This is a genomic window from Pseudomonas sp. NPDC087817 (genome assembly GCF_044742875.1).
Taxonomy (GTDB): domain Bacteria; phylum Pseudomonadota; class Gammaproteobacteria; order Pseudomonadales; family Pseudomonadaceae; genus Aquipseudomonas.
Genome location: NZ_JBIUVJ010000005.1, coordinates 139,604 through 159,805, shown reverse-complemented (window position 1 = coordinate 159,805; position 20,202 = coordinate 139,604). Strand labels below are relative to the sequence as shown.

22 protein-coding genes and 1 tRNA gene are annotated in these 20,202 nt (G+C 51.5%); 12 read left to right on the top strand and 11 right to left on the bottom strand.

What is annotated here, in order from left to right:
- Both purC and ACIONG_RS07460 read left to right on the top strand, forming a co-directional pair.
- The coding region (purC, locus tag ACIONG_RS07465) for a phosphoribosylaminoimidazolesuccinocarboxamide synthase (protein WP_401297818.1) at positions 1-643 on the top strand (643 nt) is incomplete at its 5' end.
- An 83-nt stretch (positions 644-726) separates the two neighbouring features.
- Positions 727-816, top strand: a tRNA-Ser gene (locus ACIONG_RS07460).
- A 203-nt stretch (positions 817-1,019) separates the two neighbouring features.
- Here ACIONG_RS07460 and ACIONG_RS07455 read toward each other — a convergent pair.
- Positions 1,020-1,241 (bottom strand): hypothetical protein, encoded by a 222-nt coding sequence (locus ACIONG_RS07455; protein WP_401297815.1) that lies wholly within the window; start codon positions 1,239-1,241, stop codon positions 1,020-1,022.
- 209 nt (positions 1,242-1,450) lie between these two features.
- On the opposite strand from ACIONG_RS07455, the gene ACIONG_RS07450 reads away from it, so the two are divergent.
- From ACIONG_RS07450 to ACIONG_RS07435, 4 genes are all read left to right on the top strand, one after another.
- On the top strand, positions 1,451-2,299 hold the full coding sequence (locus tag ACIONG_RS07450; RefSeq protein ID WP_401297812.1) for a DUF2971 domain-containing protein: 849 nt from the start codon (positions 1,451-1,453) through the stop codon (positions 2,297-2,299).
- A gap of 61 nt (positions 2,300-2,360) precedes the next feature.
- Positions 2,361-2,783 carry a hypothetical protein gene (locus ACIONG_RS07445; protein WP_401297808.1) on the top strand — a complete coding sequence of 141 codons (423 nt, stop codon included), beginning with the start codon at positions 2,361-2,363 and terminating at the stop codon, positions 2,781-2,783.
- Positions 2,784-3,072: 289 nt separating this feature from the next.
- Positions 3,073-4,236: a polymorphic toxin type 44 domain-containing protein gene (locus tag ACIONG_RS07440; protein WP_401297805.1), complete on the top strand. Its 1,164-nt coding sequence runs from the start codon at positions 3,073-3,075 to the stop codon at positions 4,234-4,236.
- Entirely contained in the window at positions 4,211-4,633 is a 423-nt protein-coding gene (locus tag ACIONG_RS07435) for a hypothetical protein (protein WP_401297803.1), read from the top strand. The genes ACIONG_RS07440 and ACIONG_RS07435 overlap by 26 nt, the downstream gene beginning before the upstream one ends.
- Before the next feature lie 199 nt (positions 4,634-4,832).
- Here ACIONG_RS07435 and ACIONG_RS07430 read toward each other — a convergent pair whose 3' ends face one another.
- On the bottom strand, positions 4,833-5,081 hold the full coding sequence (locus ACIONG_RS07430; RefSeq protein WP_401297800.1) for a helix-turn-helix domain-containing protein: 249 nt from the start codon (positions 5,079-5,081) through the stop codon (positions 4,833-4,835).
- A gap of 337 nt (positions 5,082-5,418) precedes the next feature.
- On the opposite strand from ACIONG_RS07430, the gene ACIONG_RS07425 reads away from it, so the two are divergent.
- Positions 5,419-5,874 carry a hypothetical protein gene (locus ACIONG_RS07425; protein ID WP_401297797.1) on the top strand — a complete coding sequence of 152 codons (456 nt, stop codon included), beginning with the start codon at positions 5,419-5,421 and terminating at the stop codon, positions 5,872-5,874.
- Positions 5,875-6,244: 370 nt separating this feature from the next.
- On the opposite strand, the gene ACIONG_RS07420 is transcribed toward ACIONG_RS07425, so the two are convergent.
- From ACIONG_RS07420 to ACIONG_RS07385, 8 genes are all read right to left on the bottom strand, one after another.
- The gene (locus ACIONG_RS07420) at positions 6,245-6,973 is read right to left on the bottom strand and encodes a recombinase family protein (protein ID WP_401297794.1); all 729 of its coding nucleotides are present in this window, start codon (positions 6,971-6,973) and stop codon (positions 6,245-6,247) included.
- Positions 6,974-7,846: 873 nt separating this feature from the next.
- Positions 7,847-8,794, bottom strand: a complete 948-nt coding sequence (locus ACIONG_RS07415) for a hypothetical protein (RefSeq protein ID WP_401297791.1) — start codon at positions 8,792-8,794, stop codon at positions 7,847-7,849.
- Positions 8,795-9,191: 397 nt separating this feature from the next.
- Complete coding sequence (locus ACIONG_RS07410) at positions 9,192-9,725, bottom strand: hypothetical protein (protein WP_401297788.1); 534 nt, start codon at positions 9,723-9,725, stop codon at positions 9,192-9,194.
- Complete coding sequence (locus tag ACIONG_RS07405) at positions 9,722-9,988, bottom strand: hypothetical protein (protein WP_401297785.1); 267 nt, start codon at positions 9,986-9,988, stop codon at positions 9,722-9,724. The genes ACIONG_RS07410 and ACIONG_RS07405 overlap by 4 nt, the downstream gene beginning before the upstream one ends.
- Positions 9,985-10,230 carry a hypothetical protein gene (locus ACIONG_RS07400; protein ID WP_401297782.1) on the bottom strand — a complete coding sequence of 82 codons (246 nt, stop codon included), beginning with the start codon at positions 10,228-10,230 and terminating at the stop codon, positions 9,985-9,987. The genes ACIONG_RS07405 and ACIONG_RS07400 overlap by 4 nt, the downstream gene beginning before the upstream one ends.
- Before the next feature lie 1,169 nt (positions 10,231-11,399).
- A complete protein-coding gene (locus ACIONG_RS07395; RefSeq protein ID WP_401297779.1) occupies positions 11,400-12,917 on the bottom strand; it encodes a tyrosine-type recombinase/integrase in 1,518 nt (505 codons plus the stop codon).
- A 246-nt stretch (positions 12,918-13,163) separates the two neighbouring features.
- The gene (locus ACIONG_RS07390; protein WP_103307076.1) at positions 13,164-13,370 is read right to left on the bottom strand and encodes a hypothetical protein; all 207 of its coding nucleotides are present in this window, start codon (positions 13,368-13,370) and stop codon (positions 13,164-13,166) included.
- A gap of 152 nt (positions 13,371-13,522) precedes the next feature.
- Positions 13,523-13,714 carry a DUF1508 domain-containing protein gene (locus ACIONG_RS07385; protein ID WP_103307075.1) on the bottom strand — a complete coding sequence of 64 codons (192 nt, stop codon included), beginning with the start codon at positions 13,712-13,714 and terminating at the stop codon, positions 13,523-13,525.
- Positions 13,715-13,991: 277 nt separating this feature from the next.
- On the opposite strand from ACIONG_RS07385, the gene ACIONG_RS07380 reads away from it, so the two are divergent.
- The 5 genes from ACIONG_RS07380 (at position 13,992) to ACIONG_RS07360 (ending at position 19,155) form a co-directional block, all read left to right on the top strand.
- The gene (locus ACIONG_RS07380) at positions 13,992-14,957 is read left to right on the top strand and encodes a glycosyltransferase family 2 protein (RefSeq protein WP_213027843.1); all 966 of its coding nucleotides are present in this window, start codon (positions 13,992-13,994) and stop codon (positions 14,955-14,957) included.
- A 3-nt stretch (positions 14,958-14,960) separates the two neighbouring features.
- Complete coding sequence (locus tag ACIONG_RS07375) at positions 14,961-15,671, top strand: class I SAM-dependent methyltransferase (protein ID WP_401297774.1); 711 nt, start codon at positions 14,961-14,963, stop codon at positions 15,669-15,671.
- Positions 15,668-16,054, top strand: a complete 387-nt coding sequence (locus ACIONG_RS07370) for a GtrA family protein (protein ID WP_103307069.1) — start codon at positions 15,668-15,670, stop codon at positions 16,052-16,054. Before ACIONG_RS07375 ends, ACIONG_RS07370 begins: the two co-directional genes overlap by 4 nt.
- A complete protein-coding gene (locus tag ACIONG_RS07365; protein WP_401297770.1) occupies positions 16,051-18,147 on the top strand; it encodes a DUF6311 domain-containing protein in 2,097 nt (698 codons plus the stop codon). The genes ACIONG_RS07370 and ACIONG_RS07365 overlap by 4 nt, the downstream gene beginning before the upstream one ends.
- Positions 18,148-18,234: 87 nt before the next feature.
- Complete coding sequence (locus tag ACIONG_RS07360; RefSeq protein ID WP_401297767.1) at positions 18,235-19,155, top strand: LysR substrate-binding domain-containing protein; 921 nt, start codon at positions 18,235-18,237, stop codon at positions 19,153-19,155.
- A gap of 62 nt (positions 19,156-19,217) precedes the next feature.
- Here the strand turns inward: ACIONG_RS07360 and ACIONG_RS07355 are convergent, their stop codons facing one another.
- Positions 19,218-20,153, bottom strand: a complete 936-nt coding sequence (locus ACIONG_RS07355; protein WP_315447019.1) for a LysR family transcriptional regulator — start codon at positions 20,151-20,153, stop codon at positions 19,218-19,220.
- Between the last annotated feature and the right edge of the window lie 49 nt (positions 20,154-20,202).

Below are 20,202 nucleotides of genomic sequence, written 5' to 3'. Positions count from 1 at the left end.
GATCCTGCTGTTTCGCAACGACACCTCGGCGTTCGACGGCAAGCGCATCGAGCAGCTCGACCGCAAAGGCATGGTGAACAACAAGTTCAACGCCTTCATCATGCAGAAACTCGAAGCGGCCGGTATTCCGACCCAGTTCGACAAATTGCTGGCCGACAACGAAGTCCTCGTGAAGAAACTCGACATGATCCCGGTTGAGTGCGTCGTGCGTAACTACGCCGCCGGCAGTCTGGTAAAACGCCTGGGCGTCGAAGAGGGCATGAAGCTCAACCCGTACACCTTCGAGCTGTTCCTGAAGGACGACGCCAAGGGCGACCCGTTCATCAACGAATCCCACGTCGTGGCATTCGGTTGGGGTACCGCCGAGCAACTGGTTCGCATGAAAGAACTGTCGCTCAAGGTCAACGAAGTCCTGACCAAGCTGTTCGACGACGCCGGCCTGCTGCTGGTCGACTTCAAGCTTGAATTCGGCGTGTTCAGTGACGGCTCCATCGTCCTGGGCGACGAGTTCAGCCCGGACGGCTGCCGTCTATGGGACAAGGACACCAAGAAGAAGATGGACAAGGACCGCTTCCGCCAGGGCCTCGGTGACGTCATCGAAGCCTACGAAGAAGTCGCCAATCGTCTGGGTGTACCGCTTTAATCGACGCAAGCATCTGATAGCACGAAGAAATTTTCGAAAGAGGGTTTGCTTTCGGTAAAAGTGTTGTTATGATGCGCGCCGTTGGAGAGATGCCAGAGTGGCCGAATGGGACGGATTCGAAATCCGTTGTACCTTCACCGGTACCTAGGGTTCGAATCCCTATCTCTCCGCCATACAAGTAAAAGCCTCGTAAGTCGTTGATTTACGGGGCTTTTTTGTGAGCGATCGTTTTTAGGTTTGACCACTTACTTTGACCACTCAGTGTCAAATGATGTTGCGGGTCATGAGGTGTTCTGCTCGGTAGCATGTCGCAGCCACGACGACCCTTTTTCTTCGCAAAAGAAAGCCCCGAAAAGGGGCTATCTGTATGCATGGGTTATTTTATCTTGCGCAGTTTTCCCTTTTCTTCCATCAGTTCAGCGAACTGTGTCCACGTTAGGTGATGCTTGTTGACGTGGTTTCCGGAAGGAACCCATTCGATATTCCCTTTGCTAATCAGAATGGTGCCTAGCTTGCCGCCATCCTTTTTCACTTCAATTTCCACGTCTTGGCGCTGCACCAGCTTGGATTGGAGATTGATTTTCACTTCGTGAGCCATAACGCCGTTCCATGTGAATTGTAGTAGCTATTATGCTACCACCATGTGATGGCTATTTGGAATCGCACAAGCCCCTCCAAGCCAGAATCGAAGCGCTGTTTTCAACCCGTAAAGTATTTCGATGGAAGTAAAATCTCTATGGAGTGTCGACAGCTTCAACAGCATCATTGACTATTACCATCTTATGCATCACCACCAAGGATGAAGCCGTGATAATCAATGTCACCGATCACAATAAGTACCTCTACCATTACACCAGTGCCGCGACGGCCATCAATAGCATTCTCAAATATCGTACTCTTCGGCTTGGCGAGTATAGGAATACCAATGACCCCAAAGAAAGTAAAAACTGGTTGTTCGATTTCGTATCATTTGAACAAAAATCTGACCGTATAAGTTACGATCGCAATGCTATGTCGGCTTGGCTGTCAGATGAGTTGAAGCGAAATACGCGGCTGACTTGTTTCTCGCTTGATACAGGGCCGTTGACCGGCAATCACCTTCAAGACATTTTTAACCGGGGTTTTTGCAAGCCTAGGATGTGGGCACAGTACGCTGAAAAACACACCGGCGTTTGTCTGGTCTTCAACCGCGAGAGTCTCGAAAAAGAAATAACCACCCAGCTAGCTATGCACACACCACTGCTTGGTGGGGCGGTGCAGTACAAAGATCGCGGTATTGCCCGAGACATATTTGAAGAGATACTCTTTAGCATTAACACGGACGACCTTGAAAAATATGGTCGAGATAGATATCCGGCAATCCATTTAAGAAAGCATTATCGCGAGCTTTTCTTCGAAAAAATGAGCGATTGGAAGGCTGAGAATGAATTTCGCTGGGTTGCGTTTGCAAAAACAACTGAACCGCTGGATGTAAAATTCGGAAGTGCCTTGGTGGGGATGATGTTCGGTGAGGACACTGCTGAAGAGGACAAAAAGGAAATGTCCCATCTCACCAGCGGTATGGGAGTCGAAATGCGAGGACTAAAATGGAAAAATCACAGCCCTTGGTATGACTTTGAGCGACAAGGTTACCGAGGACCCGAGTCTACCGTGTGAAGTCGGGTAGTGATTCCACTGATCCGAGAAATTCTCATATCCACCTCTTACGGAGTTTCTCATGGTAGCTTTGCTCAATGAAGTAATTCGCTATAAAGCTCGTAGACTGGCCGAAGTTCATATCAAGGGGGCTGTACACGATTTGACGCAAGGTCAACAATTTAACTTTGAGAGTTGTAAGCGTCAGATGAACAATTATTGGAAGCGAAAAAGCGTCAATTTGGTTTTCGAGAATGCGTACGACAGCCCTTGGTATGCGCTCGGGAGTGAAGATGCTCTGAAAGGCTGGAGAAGGTTCGATGTTCCTGCTTATCAGAAAGGCTGGAGAAGCCAGATTTTAGCTTTCGCATTTGTTGGATGGATAAATCCACGAATCATCCAGCAGTATGGTTGGATCGATAAAGCGATTGGTCAGCAGTTCATCAACATCAAGCACGACATTGACCAACTGGATTGGGAGGCTGCTCGCTACAATGACGAGTAGTCGTTTTATGCTCCAAATAGCCGACTCTGCTCTTCCCGATGACTGCCTTTGCTTCCACTCTTACCTGACGGTGAATTACGCGGTGCAACGGATCTGATTGGCCTATGGCCACCATTCAAAGCTACTACCTGAACGTTTATCCTCCGCTCCTCAATAAACGACACGGAATGCGGGGAGCAATCAACGAGGCTTTTGGGATTCGTCCTACAGCCAACGCTTGATCCTCCCGGTAACGTCATTCTGCACCAGCTTCACGCTGGAATTCCTCACAACGATTCAAGGACGATTTATGATTTCTTCCGCACGATTGGGTGACAAACATGTTTGTCCATTGCCCGGTCATGGCACCACTCCAATTGCCTCCGCCAGTGGCAACGTGAATATCAATTTCATGGGGTCGGCTCGTGTTGGCGATACGTGTGGTTGTGGCGCCGTAATCACCACAGGGTTTCCATCGATCCAGGTGAATGGCCGTCCTATGGCCCACTTGGGCAGTCCCACGAGTCACGGCGGAACGATCATCACGGGATCAGGTGATGTCGGTGGCGGGTTTGTAATGGGCGATGCTGGCAGTGCAACGATCATCAACTTCATGGCACTGGGAGCGTTCCGCCCAGATGGCACCGTAGACGATGAGAAAATGGCGACCTTGTTGGCCGACCCGAATCTCAAAGAGAAAGCCTTAGCAGCGAACGCTTTGGTAGACCCTAAGGCTGCCGGTAAGGAGCCTGAGGAGAAAGCGGCACCTACTGTCTGTAAAGACCATGACATGATGGAAGAACTGGCAAGTTACATTGCTGGCGAGATAAATACCAACATCCATCACCCATCAGTCTTGAAGATGAAAGAGCTATTGAGCTACGACGTTGCGGAAGAAACTCGAAAGCAAATGGAGCTGCCTTGGTATGCTCAAGTAGGTGCGACCAGTCCTCAAACTATTGGCGCTGCAAATGTTGCGGCTGCTATGGCACTTTGGACTGAGCGCGTGGGGCAGGGTATGGATTGGGATCACAAGAAAAAGATTCCCAAGATTATTGGAGGCGTTTGGCACAAACAAGGAGACTACGATTACTTCTACGACATTTGGTCGAACGTCCATTACGGGTATGTGGGGATGGCTGGTGGTTTGTCCGAGAGCGCTCTTTCAGACGGTGCGGGCGTTGAACAATATGCCTCAGATTTCATTCGAAAAGCGGAAGAAAAAATCGTAGAAATCCTAACGCAACAGACACCTGAAAAACCACTTCCCGGCCCACACCGTTCCGGGAATGTTGAAGGGGCCCGCGCCTTTGACGATGCTCCCGACCGAATATCGATTCAGATAGGCGTGCAGCTTTTCAAGGAGCACCCGAATGGAGGTATCACAGCCAAAATGGTTATGGACAAAGTGTTGGCAGTATCACCAACAGAGTGGGGAGACGGTGTACGTGCGCACAAATGTCATACCAACTAGATACAGGCGATTTTTTGCCGTACTTCTGCTGCTGCTCTCGCCGCTTGCATTCTGGTACATCGCAACCCCGACGGTGATCGTCCACTATTCAAAGGAGGCTACCGAAAAACTTGGGGCTGTCTGGAATACACAGGATAGGATTTATAGAAGTGGTCGCGGTGGTTTGTACCCCGGTGAATCGTCGCTGGACTTTGGTCATATCTTCCCAGACGAAGACTTCTTTATGGAGTTCTATTGGTGGGGTGCCAAGACTCGCAACCATTGCGTCAACGTCACCCCGAAGTGGCCGACGACTCATATTTACCTTGATGCTAATGGCGACATTGATACCAGTGAAGGTAGCGGTACGGACACTGATCGCTTGAAGCAGTGCACCACGGACACTGCGAAACCATGAGTCGATACTCTCAGAATTTGACCCCGCCGTTTTCAGATATTGCAAAGGGTGGGATCGGACTGTGTTCTGATCTGGAACAATAATAAGGCGAAAGCCCGCCCCTACTAAAGGACTGTCATCCTGCACGCGAAAAAACTGTAGGTGTGAGCGAGCGGCATAGATTATATCAAGCAACATGATTTCAGCGTTACAGACTCGCTCATCCACCAGACAAAGATTTTTCAAATTCAGTTATCAATTCTGGAAGGCTAAGTCCCAATACCTCACACAGGTCGCGGAGCTGCACGATATCCAGCCGACGCGTCCCGCCTTCCACATCGCTCATGAATGACTGCGGGCGGTTCAGGGCTTTTGAGCATTGAACTTGAGTGAGTCCCGCTGCCTTTCTGTATTTCTTCAACAGTGAGAGAAGCACCGCGTGCTCGCGTCTATAGATCGTTTTTGGCATGGGCTGATCGGCTACCTGACTAGCCTCTCAAGCTATATCTGGTTTCCAGATATCTGAATTTGGGATAATCTGCACCTTGACGCCAGTTGCGGGCTAAGAGACAAATTGGCCAATTGATGGGCGATCAGCGTAGATATTGCGAGGCCAAGTCTGGCATTGCTTGAGACTGGTGCGAAAAACTCGTCTAGCGAAATCTTGCCCAGGGACGTGAATACGGACTGATTGTTAGCTTCAGGAGACTTCGGCCCAGTCACCGCTACCCCCCCCTGAAATTACGAATCTCAACTGGCGACACAACTACTTGTGGATGGCACTGAAGAACGGAGCTTGGAAACCTATGAAAGCTGTTAAATGGATCGCGGTAATCGTGCTTGTCCCTGTTGTGGTCGTAGTAGGGGCTTTCATCAGGAACAAGGCCATTGGCCCGGTCGGCTGGGCCATGGATGATGTCGAGAAGTCTTTAAGAGCTAAAATGAAAGACCCAAACTCTATGGTTATTCGATCATCTTACGTCGTTGAGAGAAAATCAGGTGCTCGAAGAGAGATATCCGTCTGCGGGTTTGTAGATGGAAAAAATAGCTTCGGCGGTTATGCGGATAGCGTGCGATTCGCTTCGAGAAGCGTCTCAAATGAGAACCTTGGCACATTCGATACTTATACGGTTAAGATTGAAAATCCATCGGAAACAGCGCAGGCGAGAGATGTGGGCATGCTCTCCGGGTTCGAAGATGCTTACTGGAACAAACTTTGTGTTGATGAGTTTCATCCAGCGATAACGGCGACTGATAAGTAGACTCAGCTCCATCATGGCATGCATTTTGGTTGACTGTATGGTGGAGATTTCTGAGGATATCCAAAGCGCGCAAGAATCCACCGATGCTCTTAAGAAGTTATTGCAGCGAGATTAACTACCCCCGCCAAAATGAAACCACCATCTTCAAAACAGCCAACGGAAGTATGGTGGTCAAATCCCCCGTCCGATATCGACAGTGTCGAGCCTGTACCTTGCTGCACTGGTAGTCCAGTACTTCAGATATCTAAAATCCCCCCCGCTACAAACTAAAACACCCCGCCAGAAGCTCATAGAAGGCTCGTGGCGAGGTGCTAGCGGTGCTATCCAACTCGCCCTATAGGGTTAGGCTTGTTGCTCTATGACCGCGGCTTTAAGCTGCCTTGTCAAAGCTCAGGTCAAGGGCAATCATCAGGCGGCGAACTGCTGTTGGATTCCATGCACTACCACGCGAAGTGATGATGCCCTTGGTATTCAGGCAATCGGCTACGGCCTGCAACGTGTTGAGCTTGTTGTACAGGCACGCTTCGATGTGTGGACGGGTTACCGCGTTCAATGCTGCTGCTTTCGCTACCGCTGCAATAGTTGCCTTACCTTCTTTCCCGGTAGCTTTACCACGACCTTTCTCAAGTCCTTGTGTACGACGATTAACCTTTGCCACGGCCTCGGCCTTACCAGCATCAGCATCACGCTGCAAAGCTGCCATTGCGTCCTTAGTACGCTGAGCAATGAACTTACGTTCTTGTTCAGCGAGCGCTGCGAACAAGTGCAATGCGAAGTTATCAGCGTTTGGCATGGTAGCTACCTTCACGTCTACGCGTTTCATCAACCCAGCAACGTGTTCAACGTCTCGACCTACACGATCAAGCTTGGCAACTACAAAATCGGCACTATATTCCCTACAGGCAGCAATGGCCTTGGAGCATTCAGGGCGGTCGGCTGGTGCGATGCTGCCGCTGACAGTTTCGACAAACTCAGCAACGATGTTCCAGCCATTCGACTTGGCGGCGGTGGCAATGTACTCACGTTGTGCCTTGGTACCTAAGCCAGAGCGCTCCTGTTTACCGCTGGAAACTCGAAGGTAGGCGACAACGCTTTTCATTTAAGTATCATTCCTGTGTGGTCTGGCAGAGTGCCTTGTTGATGGTACTGATTTTACTTTTCAGCCTATGGTTTGTCAAACCTAGGTGGAACAACCATGCAGTGACAATGAGCAAAATAAAAACTCTTGACAACATCAGGTATTCACTTTGGCGAATAACTGATCATCGAACACAATGAAATCTATTGTCGATTGAGAATCAATATCAAAATGACCTAGAATGGAAGAAATGTGACGAATCATTAGCCAATCACGACCGATTACTGACAGTGCTTACCAGATAAGTAACCCATCACCAATAGACATCGGCATGTCAGCCAATTAATCAACTCGTGACCCAGGTCATGACTGATATTTAAGGTCAGAATCGACACCAATATGCCCTGTTGAAGATCCTGATACACACTCATACAGGTACAGGAAGTCGCCGTATATGGAACGTACATAGGCTATTGATTCAACAGGTAGGTATTTGTGTGTGTGACACACAAGAAAGATCAAAAGCGAGGGGATGATTATTTCATCCTTCCCTCTAAAAGCAGCTCACTCCGTTCACCTCGCCTACATGTCTTTACAGATTGACACTCATAGATCCAGTGTTAGCCAGTGAGCACCAAAGGTGTGAATGATTTTCACGAGGTGAGTCAATAAGACCACCAAGCTCTTGATCTGCCTATGTACGTCAGTACATGATTATCACTACTTTATAAGTACATGCTTCTGTGCGTTGCACAGGAATAGTTACTTTGACGTTTTGAGGGGGGGGGGCGCCCCTCTTCTTCCTTATCTTTTCTAGAGTATCCCTTTGGAAACCAAGTGGATGACCTCCGACATCAAGAATCACGTTCGCTTCGCTCTCTTATAGATCTGTCGTTAATTGTGCATCAGTGCTTCCTGCCTCCACTTGCTTGCTGTATTCCTGTGTACGCCAAACCGTTCAGCCATATGTTTGATCGTTAGGCTTTGATCTTGCTGGAATAGCAAAATTGCATCTAATTTTTCGAGAGATGCACCACGAAGCTGTCCACCACGCTCCTTCCAGAACGCATCGAAATCTAGCGTATAATTGAACTGCTCCAGTAACTCTGGACGACGCTCAAGGTGAAGCATTAGACCGCCAAGTGCAATTCGTGCAGCTTGAACAACACGCTCAACCTGACGGATGCTCATAGGCTCTACGTTGTGATTGCAAAGCACTGTAGCAGCTGTTTCAGTCGAGATTTCAGGCAGATACAAAACTCTACGTACATCACCGGGGGACACGTTGAAACGTCCCGTTGTCGGCGTGCCGCCACCTTCTCGCTCTACCTGTGTGCCACACGCTCCGATAACGCAATCATCTATCCAGGAGGTTGAGTGCCCGTCAAATCTGAAGAACTGCAAGTATCCGCAAATGGGGTTGGTCAGATTAATAACAGGGGAGCCTGCGTTCGACTTCCGATAATCGGCCTGTGCAGGAAACTGAATGACGTCCCCTGAGCATTGAGTTGCAATGTTTGAGGTAGCACCAATGTCAATTGGGGTGCCATCATCAGACATTACAAAGCAAGATCGGTTAGCAACATTTTTCTTTGCTTGAATCGTATAGCCGTATGGCTCCGGATGATAATCTTGGATTGTGTAGATCCCCATTATTTCGCCCGTAGCTGGGTTCACACTGAATCCATCAATGTTGTGTGTGCGACTTACATTCTGATCGTTGCAGTGGTGTAGCCTCGGCTGATAACTCTTAGGTTGTACATGCTTGATCCAACCCAAGCCGTGACCAGTGCAACCTTTGCAGCGACACTGTGCGTTCCACTGTTGTATGGTTTTGCTCATTGTTTTTCTCCATTTGTTAGTTCAGCTCATAGGCATTCCTCACGGTAACTGCCAGATCAGTATGAAAATATTTCGATCGATATCGCTTACCGGCGCAGGATCACACATCAATTTCGACAGGGACTGTGTGAGCGACGTATAAGCTGACGTAATTTAATCTGTAGAGTAATTACAGGTCAATTAATGCAACTGTAGAGAAATCAAAAAGGTGAATTCTTGCTGATAATCAGCCCTACACTATTTCTCTGAACCGCTTAGAATCGGTGGTGCTGATGAAAGCTGTCTCACGAACAACGCTTGCATGAGCCACTCAGGGCAACGGTATGGCGTACACACATGAAAAAGCCCCATGGTCAACCGTTAAGATAGCCACCACAGGGCTTCGTTTGATATTGGGTTAACCTTGCATATCTGTCGAAAATTCAACGGCTTTTTGTTCAGGAATATCATCGGGAATAACCAACGGGGAATAACATTGTTCCACTTGCTTATTGATGACATCCTGTTTTTTAGCTTCTTCTTTCTCGCGCTGGAGTCGTTGTCTTTCTTCATCAGCTTGTACCAATTGTTCACGCAGTAAGTCTTGATAACGTTTGTGTTCGGACTTCAGATGCTCAACATAGTCAGCCTTCGTCTTTTGCTTCAGGTGTTCAATGTCAGCTTCTTGCATCTCAAGGGGCTTGATCATCATAACCGTATGCGATAGTTGGCCATGTTCAACAGGGTAGCGAGTGCTAACGCTATATCCTTGCTGAGCCTTCTCAATCACAAGGTTGAGAAAGTTATGCTCCAATGGAGCATGTATCATCTCAAGGCTGGCAGCAGTGTGATGATATGCATGCAGCTCCATATCAAGCCGACGCAAGTACTCTTGATCATCCCATGCAGGTGGTACACCTTGGATCTTAATTTTTTTATCATGTTTACTCATTTGCTTACTCCTCTTAGTTTCTTGAAATGCCCGATAATAGTAGTTTGTAGCTTTAATCTAAATTGCTCATCCACCTCAGACTGTTCAGCATCTGTCAGCTGTACGTGTTTTACCAAGGTCTTAGTAGTATTTGGTACTACTGTATGTACAGCTGATTGCACGTTCGCTTTAGCAGCCTCGGCCGATGTAGCAACCAGTGCTTCAGCTTCTTTCCTTGCCTTTACTTTGGCTGCTGCTCTTTTAAATTGATCCAGTCCGTTCATGCTGCGGCCCTCAATTGTCGACCGTACCTAAAACTTGCATACGACTGGGCTTGAACTGCATTCCTCTCAATGCAAGTGGCAGTTGGTTGTAAACCATGATGTTCAATCAGCTTACCCAGCGTATCTTGAGCATATTGGTACAACATCTTGTTGCCTTCACTGGCAGCAATGCGCAGAGCGCTTAGACATTTCATCACATCAGGGTAAGTATTCCACTCACTCATGTCATACGTTTCGTACATGTAAACCATTCCTTTCCTCCACAGTTGAGCCTCGCCTTCAAGTTAGGCTGAGATAATGCGATATTTGATGTTTTGATCCACGTATTACGTGGCCTCCAGAGGTGCAAAAGTGTCTACTGACACCCTATGTAGGGTTGCCACTTTTCATGCTCTACAGCCCAGTAAAACCGTTAAGCGATGTTTGCGTATTCAGCAGGTAGGCACGAGCGGAATAGATGCTTGTGTTCAATGCTTCATCCAATTCATATGGAGTAGCGTTAGGATTAGCGTCAATCCACATCTTCACTTGTGTTTCACGGTCTACAAACAGCTTACGTTGTTCGTCTCTTATTCGGATCTTCATTGGCTTTGCATTACCAACCCTACCGCCTGACACTTGATCGCCTATATACGCAGAGCGGGCCATTAACTCACCAATGTCTAACAGCGTTGAATCTTGTTTAGCAAGGTGTCGGTAGTAGATGTCTAATGCCTTGTCATTGGCTAAGACAAATCTCTTTAACTTACTGTCCTGCGGGATGTAGCTACAGGTTACAACACCAATGATTAGGTTTGATGGTGCGTTGATTGCAAAGTAATTACTGATGATTACCTCCTTGGGTATTTATACCTCGTTATGTGTGGGAGTGGGTTTAGTGTATGAACACAGTATTCACAAACATTCCAGCTGACGTAGCAGACGGTCATTCACACTTACTCCGTCGTTAAAAGTCTTAAGAGCAAGATCTGTGTACATAACGATTGGAACTCGTATTTGGAGAAGGACGGTTCCTGTTCTGTTTCGACGATAGAGTTCTGTTCTACATTTGCTGGTACAGGTCTTAGTATCAGCCCTACGGTTAATAAGCGGTGTAGCACAAACAATACATTGTGTGAATTTCATTTGTTTTCCTATAGATGATGCACAGCTTACTTCGACAGTTAACTGTGATTAGAATTTGACATATTTTATTTAGGGCACAAAAAAGTCCGTCACTCGGAAGAAAAAGAAGAAGTGACAGACCAGTTTGCTTAGAGGGTTGCTACCGAGATAGCTGATTTACAACGGAAGGAAATACGAAACTACGAAGGATTGTTAATTAGCATTGATGTTGCTCGATTCATATTTAAAGTATAACACTTTAGTTCATATTTGTCAACTAAGAGTAATATGTTTTTCACACTTAAGTTTACAAAAAACTAAATTCGAATGATAGATTAGAGAGTGCGTCAAGTTTCTGTTTTGGGCTGGCACCTTCGTCGTAGACATCGAATGTAACCAAACCTGTCTCGTGACCGACGATGTTCGCAACAGTAGGGCCGGGAACTCCGCTTCGTAGTAATAAAGTTACGACCATTGCTCTTACGCTGTGGAATACATGCTGCTTGCCGAAGCCTTGTGCTGTTTTCAATCTACCGAATGCTTTGCTGAGTGAGTCGGATCGAATCCCGTACTTGTTCCCTGCTGAGCTTGGCAGGAGGAAACCGTCCGTACTATCAGCATTCAGGCGCTCAACGGTGGTCAACAGGGATGGGTGTATTGGTATTTGTCTAATACCTGCAACAGTCTTACTGTCTTCAATGGTGAAGCTCAGAACCCCTTCGATCTTCAACACCGTATCTTTGCGAAGCTGGGCTAGCTCCTCGATACGGCATCCAGTGTAGGCACCGAGCATGATTAAATCGCACAACGTCTGGTTGCCTTCAGCTTGGGCAACTCCGTACAAGTATTCAATCTGCTCTGGGGCGAATGCCTTGCGGGCTGCATCTGCCTTGGCTTTACCACGCACCTTGGGAAGTTCTTGTCCTTTGAACGGGTTGTCCAGTCCCAGGTGCAACTCTTGCCAACGCGCATCAGTCTTCATTGCCCACCGCCAAAACGTTGAACCTGCTAGTAAGTATTGAGCTTTGGTTTTGCTCGATAGATTAAGCGTTTCTAACCACGCGGCAACGGTGGTACTTGTCAGCGATGCACCTTGATCACGGAGGTAACCAGACAGCTTGATGAGCTTGGCTTCCTGCTGGTCGATGGTCTTAGCCGCAATACCATCTTTTACGCGGTATGCTCGAAATTTTTCTAGGCGATGCGCTGTAATAGGAGAAACTGGTTTGTAGCTTGTTGGTTCTTGGATAATCTCGTGAGCTTCTCTCAGATCATGCGTAGAAAGCCCATGTCTGCGTTCGGCTAGCTGAACCATAGTGTTTTGTACGGTTTGAGCGGAACGCATCACCGCGTCAACCATCGTGATTGGCTCTGACTCAAGGTCAGCTCTTAAACGGTCTACAAGGCCGGTGGCACCTTGTATCTCCAACTGCTGAGCATCTCGCAAGAACTCTTTTATTTCCTCTTGCAGCTTCGCAGAACGGACGTAAATCTCAGCGGCTGTACCGCCTAAACCCTTGGGTGGATTCTTGACGGCATCTAACAACGCTGCATCTATTTGTTGTTGCAGGTTCAAGCTTTTATCTGCGAGTTCGGGACGCCACTGGTCACGAGCGTTGAGCTTTAGCTCCTTAGCTTTCTCAATCTCTGCCTTCCACTGACCAGCGACGCGCATGGCTATAGCTTTCGCTTCGGTTAAGTCACTGGTGCCAGTGGTTTTGATAAGTTTGGCACGTCCACCAAATGCATGACGGACTTCCGGGGGAACCGTCATGCGCACGTACCATCTCGATTCGCCCTTTTTTCGTGTGAGGTAGTCGGCCATTTTTTATTCCTGATTTGCCCACTCAATTTGACCACTCTTGAGGTCGGAAGCCAAGAAATACCGTGCTCTGTGGGCTGTAGTTTTGAAATCGGAGATTCCCTATCTCTCCGCCATATATAGAAAAATCCCCGTAGATGAAAATCTACGGGGATTTTTTGTTTTCGGTGCCTTGGAAAAGCCCCACAGAATTCACTATGTGGGGCTTTTCCATGTTTGCAGGGTCTAAAACTCCCCGCAATCAATCACTCACGGCTGCGAGTGCCCCAGCTTCCGTTTGATCAATTCATACACATCCTTATGCGTCGAGTTGTGCAGCGTCTTGTCCTTGCATGCCGAGCTGAGGAAGGTTTTCACTTCGTCCTTGGCATGTGGGTAGAGGCCGGCGACATAGTCCGCTTCGTGTTCTTGCGAGCAGTTGAAGTGCTTGTCGTCTTTCGCTTTGTCTCTAGCCATTTTTACGGCTCCTTTCGAGTTCGATTGATCAGGTGGAACAGGGCCGGATTGCCCCATACGCCGGTCAGCGTAGAGGCGTTGGGATAACTCGCCACTGGTTCGAACAAAAAAGGAAAGGGCTGTAGGACGCAGTCGTGCATTGGCTCTCGCGGTTAAATCTCCTTGACCGGCGTCTCTCCCGTTGCACCCTTGATCAGCGCGATCACATGCAAACAATCCGCCTTGTTCACATACGACTCGCCGCTGGCGATGGTCTCGTGATTGCCCGCGCGCAGCCTCCACCGCCATTGGCCTTTGCCGGTGCTTGGGGTGCCTCTGGATTGCCTGTAAATCTCGAAATACATTCAGTTCGCTCCATGCGATTTGTGCGTGCGACAGCCTGTGTGGCGCATCGACGCAAGCCTAGCGCAGGCGAGTGTTTTGGCTATCGGACATTTGTTTCCAATCGTTCGCGGATGTTTCTGAGGAGTGCGGACTAGAGCGCCGGGTCAGGCCTCTGGTTTGGCCGATATGACGCCGTTTGACCCTTGCAACGCCGTCGACGCTACTGCTTAATACGGGACGGCTCATGGCGTCGAAAATCTTTCGTCGACCGACAAACACTATAAAAAGAGCACTCCTTTGACTGAGCACGGAACGCAACAGGCCGTTCGGGTGACGTTATCGCTGGTTGTCCCCGTTTTTAACGAGGAGGACAGTCTCGACACGTTTCTCCTGCGCATAGATGAGGTCTTTCAGACCCAACCGTCAATTGACCTTGAACTGGTGTTCGTCAATGACGGCAGCACTGATACCACGTTGCAGCGTTTACTTGAGCGCCAGCAGCGAGACTCGCGCCTGCGCATCGTCGATCTGAGTCGCAACTTCGGCAAAGAGGCGGCGTTGTCTGCCGGTCTGCAAATGGCGACGGGGCAGATCGTGGTGCCGATCGATGCCGATCTGCAGGATCCGCCTGAAGTGATCCTGCAAATGATCGAGCGCTGGCGGGAAGGCTACGAAGTGGTGCTGGGCCATCGCATCAGTCGCCGCAGCGATACCTGGGCCAAGCAGACCTCGGCGCACTGGTTCTATCGCCTGCACAATAAAATCGCCGAACAGCCATTGCCGGAGAACGTCGGCGACTTCCGCCTGATGGATCGTTGTGTGGTCGATGCGTTGCTGACCTTGCCGGAGTCCCGACGCTTCATGAAAGGCTTGTTCGCCTGGGTCGGATTTCGCACCACTCACGTCGATTACGAGCGCCCCGAGCGCGTGGCCGGGCACAGCAAGTTCAACGGCTGGCGACTGTGGAATTTTGCCCTGGAAGGCATCACCAGTTTCAGCACCGAACCGTTGCGGATCTGGACGTACATCGGGGCACTTGTGTCGCTGGTGTCGTTTGCCTTCGCCATTTTTATCGTGGTGCGTACGCTGGTCCACGGTGTCGACATGCCTGGTTACGCCTCGCTGATGGTCGCGGTCACGTTCCTTGGCGGCCTGCAATTGATTGGCATCGGTGTGCTCGGCGAGTACCTGGGCCGCACTTATATCGAATCCAAACGCCGGCCGGTTTATCTGGTGCGTCGCGTCTACGACCCCAAGGACTGACACATGGATCTCAAGGAAACCGACATCCTCGGCGACAGCATCGGCGAGCATTGGTATTACTGCTCCAAAGCAGCAGCCACCCGTCGCTTGCTCGGCGATGCGCCGATCAAGCGGATTCTCGATGTGGGCGCCGGTTCCGGGTTTTTCTCCCATCATCTGTTGAGCCAGACCGATGCGCGTGAGGCCTGGTGCGTGGATATCAGCTACCCCGTTGATTCAGATGCAACCACCACCGGCAAACCGGTGCATTACCGGCGCGGCATCGAAACCATTGACGCCGATCTCGTGCTGCTGATGGATGTCCTTGAACACGTCGATGACGACCTCGGTCTGCTCAAGGAATACGTCGACAAAGTGCCGTCCGGCAGCCGTTTTCTGATGACGGTGCCGGCGTTCCAGTTTCTCTGGAGCGGTCACGACGACTTCCTTGAACACAAGCGCCGCTACACCCTGGCACAGTTCGAAACACTGGCTCGCGATGCCGGCCTGACGGTGCAGCGCGGTGCCTATTATTTCGGCGCGGTGTTCCCGATTGCGGCGGCACTGCGTTTGCTGCCACAGGGCCCGCAGACTGCAACGCCACGCTCGCAGCTCAAGCGTCATCACCCGCTGGTGAACTCGGTGCTCAAGGCCCTTTGCAGCCTGGAGCTGCCATTGATGCGCACCAATCGCCTCGCCGGTTTGAGCGTTTTTGTGCTGGCGCAAAAACCGTGACCTCAGCGGAAAAATCCCTGTTGATCCAGCGCGGTTTGCGTTTTGCCTTGACCGGGATTTTCGTCACTGGCTTGCATGCCCTGGTCGCGGTGCTGTTCATCAATTTCATCGCCCCTCAGCCACCGCTTGCCAACGGCGTGGCTTTTGCCGTCGCGACCGTCGTTTCCTACGTGATCAACACCACCTGGAGTTTCTCGGCCCGGCTGCATGGCAGAACCCTGATGCGTTTTCTGCTGGTATCGCTGGGTGGGTTTTTATTGGCGATGTTGGTTGCCTGGGCTGCGCAAATGGCCGGGCTCCACTATCTGTTGGGCATCGGTGCGGTGGCGCTGACGATTCCGGCATTCACTTTTGTGCTGCATAACTTCTGGACGTATCGATGAAGGTTTCGAACACCCATCCGGCCCTCGCGTTGCTACCGATCCTGCTGGGCGTGCTGGTGTTCTTCCTGGTGATCGGTCCACAGGCGCTGGATCCGCAGAACATCGCTTGGTTGAAGGACGGTGATCCGGCAACGCATTACCTGGGCTGGGTGAATTTCCGTCATTCGCCCTGGACGTTTCCGCTCGGGCTCAACCCGTCGTATGGGTTGGAGTTGGGCAGCGCGATCATCTTTTCTGACTCCAATCCACTGATGGCGTTGCTGTTCAAACCGTTCAGTGGCTGGTTGCCGGACACCTTTCAGTATTTCGGAATCTGGTTGCTGGCCTGTTTCGTTTTGCAGGCCTGGTTTGCCTGGCAATTGCTCGGGTTGATGACTGATAACCCCGTGCTTCGACTGCTGGGCGCGGGGCTGTTGGTGTTTTCTCCGCCGATGTTTCTTCGTACCGGAGGGCACTTGTCCCTGGCCGGACACTTCCTGATTCTGGCGCCCCTTTACCTGGCGCTGCAGCCGATGCTCCAACGGCGGCGCCTGGCATGGGGCGCATTACTGGCCGCCACCGCACTGGTGCATGCGTATCTGTTGGTGATGGTGGCGCTGATCTGGGTGGCGGATCTGCTTGGCAAGGTCTGGGTAGGCAGGCTGACCCGACGTCAGGGCCTGATCGAGTTCGCCAGTCTGTTTGCCCTGGTCAGCGTGTGCTGCTGGCAAGCCGGGTATTTCAGCATTGTCGACGGCGCGGGCGGTGGCGGGTTTGGCTGGTATCGAATGAATCTGCTGTCCCTGGTCGATTCGGATGGCTGGTCATATGTTCTGCCAAACCTTGCCAACGGCGGCGGCGATTATGAAGGCTTCAATTATCTGGGCCTCGGGGTTCTGTTATTGCTGCCATTGGCGAGCATCGCCTGGTTCAGAAGCGGCATTTCCTTGAAGGCGCTGCTGCGCAGCCGGCCCTGGTTGGTGTTGGCGATGCTGGGATTGACCCTGTTCGCACTGTCGAACCAGATCGGTTGGGGCACGCACACGTTCAGCTATCCGCTACCCAAAATCCTTGAGCGTCTGGCGAGTATTTTTCGCGCCTCGGGTCGCATGTTCTGGCCGGTGTTTTACGCCATCGTCGTGTTGCTGGTGTTCTTCGTCGTGCGGGGCTATCGAACGCGTACCGCCATCGGTTTGCTGGCACTGGCGCTGGTGGTGCAAGTGGTGGATACCCGCATCGCCTGGGCGAGTTTGCGGGCGGCGAAAATGCTGCCACCGACATCCACCTGGGCCAGCCCCATGCATGATCCTTTCTGGGACAGCGCCGCGGCTCATTACAAGAATATCCGCGCGATGATCCCGAAAAATCAGCCCGATCAGTGGCAGGCCATCGCCGATTTCGCCGCTGCTCATCGATTGCAGACCGATGCCGTGTACATGGGGCGCATGAGTCCTTCTGTCCTCGAACGCACCCAGCTCGGTGCGCAGCGCAGGCTGGCGACGGGCGATTACGAGGCCGACTCGCTGTACATCATAGATGATGAGGCGTTGGACGCGGCCATCAACAGTGTGCACAGCGACACTGACCTGCTGACCCGCGTAGACGATTTTGTTGTATTGGCACCGGGCTGGAAACACTGCAATCAATGCCTGGCGATGGTTGATGAGGGGCGGGCAATGTCCTCGATTCCGTCCAGCCAGTCAGGGCTGGTGCAGACATTCAATCGTAAAAGCCGACAGCTGACCAAGGGCTGGGCGGCGCCTGAAACCTGGGGTACCTGGAGCGAAGGGACGGAGGCTGAAATCACCCTGCGGGTGAAGCCGGATACCCAAGTGATCGTGCTGGAGGCACTGGCATTCGTGATGCCGCCAGGTCTTACCCAGCGGGTCATCGTCAGCATCAATGGTGAACAGGTGTTGTCGACGCGTCTGACGCAGGTGCAAGACAACCGGCTGGAAATTCCGCTCAGTACGGCCATCCGCGAGACGTTGGGCAAGAATGGTCTGCTGAAACTTCAGTTGCATCTGCCCGATGCCGTCAGCCCGCAACAGCTGGGCTTGAATGATGATGCGCGGGTCATGGGGCTGGGGTTGAAAACGCTGACCGTCCACTAAGCGCTGAAACACTGTGTGGATGCTGATGGACGCCAGGCCCAAGGACTTTCTACACTGCCTCCAGTCTGGGGATCAGGGGAGCAATGGATGAATCGAAATGAACTGCGCAAGGCTGACATCAACCTGATGGTGGTGTTCGAGACCTTGATGCTCGAACGCAATGTGACCCGGGCGGCGGAAAAGCTTTTTCTCGGCCAGCCGACCATCAGCTCGGCGCTCAATCGCTTGCGGTCGATGTTCAACGATCCATTGTTTATCCGCGTCGGCCATCGCATGGAGCCTACGGCCCGTGCCGAAGAACTGTTTCGTCATCTCTCGCCGGCGCTCGATTCGCTGTCCGTCGCGCTGAGCCTGACGCACAATTTCGATCCTGCTGTCAGCAACATGACCTTTCGCATCGGCTTGTCCGATGACGTCGAGTTCGGCCTGTTGCCACCCTTGCTGCGCGCCCTGCGCCAGGAAGCGCCGAAAGTCGTGTTCGTGGTGCAACACGTCGATTACTGGCGCATTCCCGACTTGCTCGCAGCGGGTGATATCACCGTGGGTATCAGCCAGACCCGTGGTCTACCGGCCAATGCCAAACGTAAACTGCTGCGGCATATCCAGCCGAGTATCCTGCGTGCCGATGCATCCGACTCACCGTTGACCCTCGATGAATACTGCTCGCGGCCCCATGTGCTGGTTTCCCACACGGCGAACATCAGTGGTTACGCTGACGAGTGGCTCGCCGAACTCGGTCGCACCCGGCAGGTCGTGTTGTCAGTGCCGCAATACAGCTCATTGCCTGCCTTGTTGGCCGGGACGGATCTGATTGCCAGCCTGCCGGATTACACCGCCGAGGCCATGGCTGCGTCCGGATTGCTGTTCAAAGAGCCGTTTCCTTTCAAGACGCCGATGCTCGATCTGTCGATGGTCTGGCTCAGTCACGTCGACAGCGACCCGGCCGAGCGCTGGTTACGTTCGCGGCTGGAAGCGTTCATGAGCGAGCGCCCCCTCACCGCGCCTTGAAATCACTGCAGTCAGGCGCGACAGCGCCTGCAGGGATTTGCAAAACCGGCATTGGTGAAGCTTCAGGCGGCTTCCAGTTCGCTGCACACCTTGATCACTTGTTCGCGCAGCCAGATGTTGGCGCTGTCATGGTCGGCGTGCTGGCTCCATTGCATGTCGAGAGTGAACCCCGGCAGGCCATTCGGCGCCTCACAGTGATTGAAGATGGCTTCTTTGGTCAGTAAACGCTGGATGCGCCGGGGCAGGGTGAGGATGAAATCGGTGCCGGTAATCATTTTCAGTGCGGCGCTATAGCTGTTGGAGCGTGCCACGATCTGACGTTTCTGCGCCTGCCGTGCCAGCCAGCCATCGACCATGTTGGTGGTGGACGTCCAGGGTGTCGGAAAGACATGCCGGCGTTCGGTGAAGGCTTGCAGGCTCAGGCGTGGTTCCAGTGGTGTGGCACGTTTATCGAAGACGCAGACCAGATCATCTTCAAGCAGCATCCGCGACTTCAGGTCAGTGTGATTGCGGTGAAAGTTCGGGCCGAAACTGATCACCAGGTCGAGACTGCCGTCACGCAGTTCATCGGCCGGCACGTCGGTTTCGAACTTGTGCATGTTGACCATTACTGGCAAGTCATCGTAGTCGAAACGCTTCAACAGACGCGGCAGGATCAGTTGCTCGAAGTACTCCGGGGCGCAGATGTTGAAGGTGACGGCTTGCCGGCTCGGATCGAATGCCGGGGCACCGGCGTGGCACAGGTTGATACTTTCGAGGATTTTCTGCACATGGCTGTACATGCTGCAGGCCTTGTAGGTCGGGCGCATGCCGGTACGGGTGTTGATGAACAGCTCGTCTTCGAAACTGGTACGCAGTTTTTTCAGGCAATAACTGACGGTGGATTGACTGACGAACAGCGTTTCCGACACATCGGTGACGCTGCTCTGCTCATACACGGCGATAAACACCATGAGGTCCTGCATGTCGAGCTTTCGAAGCAAGTTACTGTTCAGCATCCGTACTGTCTCGCTGTGCTCCTTGCGCTGAATCCGCGCAAACGTGTGC

What these genes read in the sequence shown, in the direction of transcription:
- ACIONG_RS07395 (WP_401297779.1), bottom strand. Translation starts at nt 12,917, where the DNA reads ATGGCCGACTACCTCACACGAAAAAAGGGCGAATCGAGATGGTACGTG.
- ACIONG_RS07360 (WP_401297767.1), top strand. Translation starts at nt 18,235, where the DNA reads ATGAATCGAAATGAACTGCGCAAGGCTGACATCAACCTGATGGTGGTG.
- ACIONG_RS07445 (WP_401297808.1), top strand. Translation starts at nt 2,361, where the DNA reads ATGGTAGCTTTGCTCAATGAAGTAATTCGCTATAAAGCTCGTAGACTG.
- ACIONG_RS07415 (WP_401297791.1), bottom strand. Translation starts at nt 8,794, where the DNA reads ATGAGCAAAACCATACAACAGTGGAACGCACAGTGTCGCTGCAAAGGT.
- ACIONG_RS07365 (WP_401297770.1), top strand. Translation starts at nt 16,051, where the DNA reads ATGAAGGTTTCGAACACCCATCCGGCCCTCGCGTTGCTACCGATCCTG.
- ACIONG_RS07430 (WP_401297800.1), bottom strand. Translation starts at nt 5,081, where the DNA reads ATGCCAAAAACGATCTATAGACGCGAGCACGCGGTGCTTCTCTCACTG.
- ACIONG_RS07375 (WP_401297774.1), top strand. Translation starts at nt 14,961, where the DNA reads ATGGATCTCAAGGAAACCGACATCCTCGGCGACAGCATCGGCGAGCAT.
- ACIONG_RS07355 (WP_315447019.1), bottom strand. Translation starts at nt 20,153, where the DNA reads ATGCTGAACAGTAACTTGCTTCGAAAGCTCGACATGCAGGACCTCATG.
- ACIONG_RS07385 (WP_103307075.1), bottom strand. Translation starts at nt 13,714, where the DNA reads ATGTATTTCGAGATTTACAGGCAATCCAGAGGCACCCCAAGCACCGGC.
- ACIONG_RS07440 (WP_401297805.1), top strand. Translation starts at nt 3,073, where the DNA reads ATGATTTCTTCCGCACGATTGGGTGACAAACATGTTTGTCCATTGCCC.
- ACIONG_RS07410 (WP_401297788.1), bottom strand. Translation starts at nt 9,725, where the DNA reads ATGAGTAAACATGATAAAAAAATTAAGATCCAAGGTGTACCACCTGCA.
- ACIONG_RS07455 (WP_401297815.1), bottom strand. Translation starts at nt 1,241, where the DNA reads ATGGCTCACGAAGTGAAAATCAATCTCCAATCCAAGCTGGTGCAGCGC.
- ACIONG_RS07425 (WP_401297797.1), top strand. Translation starts at nt 5,419, where the DNA reads ATGAAAGCTGTTAAATGGATCGCGGTAATCGTGCTTGTCCCTGTTGTG.
- ACIONG_RS07390 (WP_103307076.1), bottom strand. Translation starts at nt 13,370, where the DNA reads ATGGCTAGAGACAAAGCGAAAGACGACAAGCACTTCAACTGCTCGCAA.
- ACIONG_RS07420 (WP_401297794.1), bottom strand. Translation starts at nt 6,973, where the DNA reads ATGAAAAGCGTTGTCGCCTACCTTCGAGTTTCCAGCGGTAAACAGGAG.
- ACIONG_RS07400 (WP_401297782.1), bottom strand. Translation starts at nt 10,230, where the DNA reads ATGTACGAAACGTATGACATGAGTGAGTGGAATACTTACCCTGATGTG.
- ACIONG_RS07405 (WP_401297785.1), bottom strand. Translation starts at nt 9,988, where the DNA reads ATGAACGGACTGGATCAATTTAAAAGAGCAGCAGCCAAAGTAAAGGCA.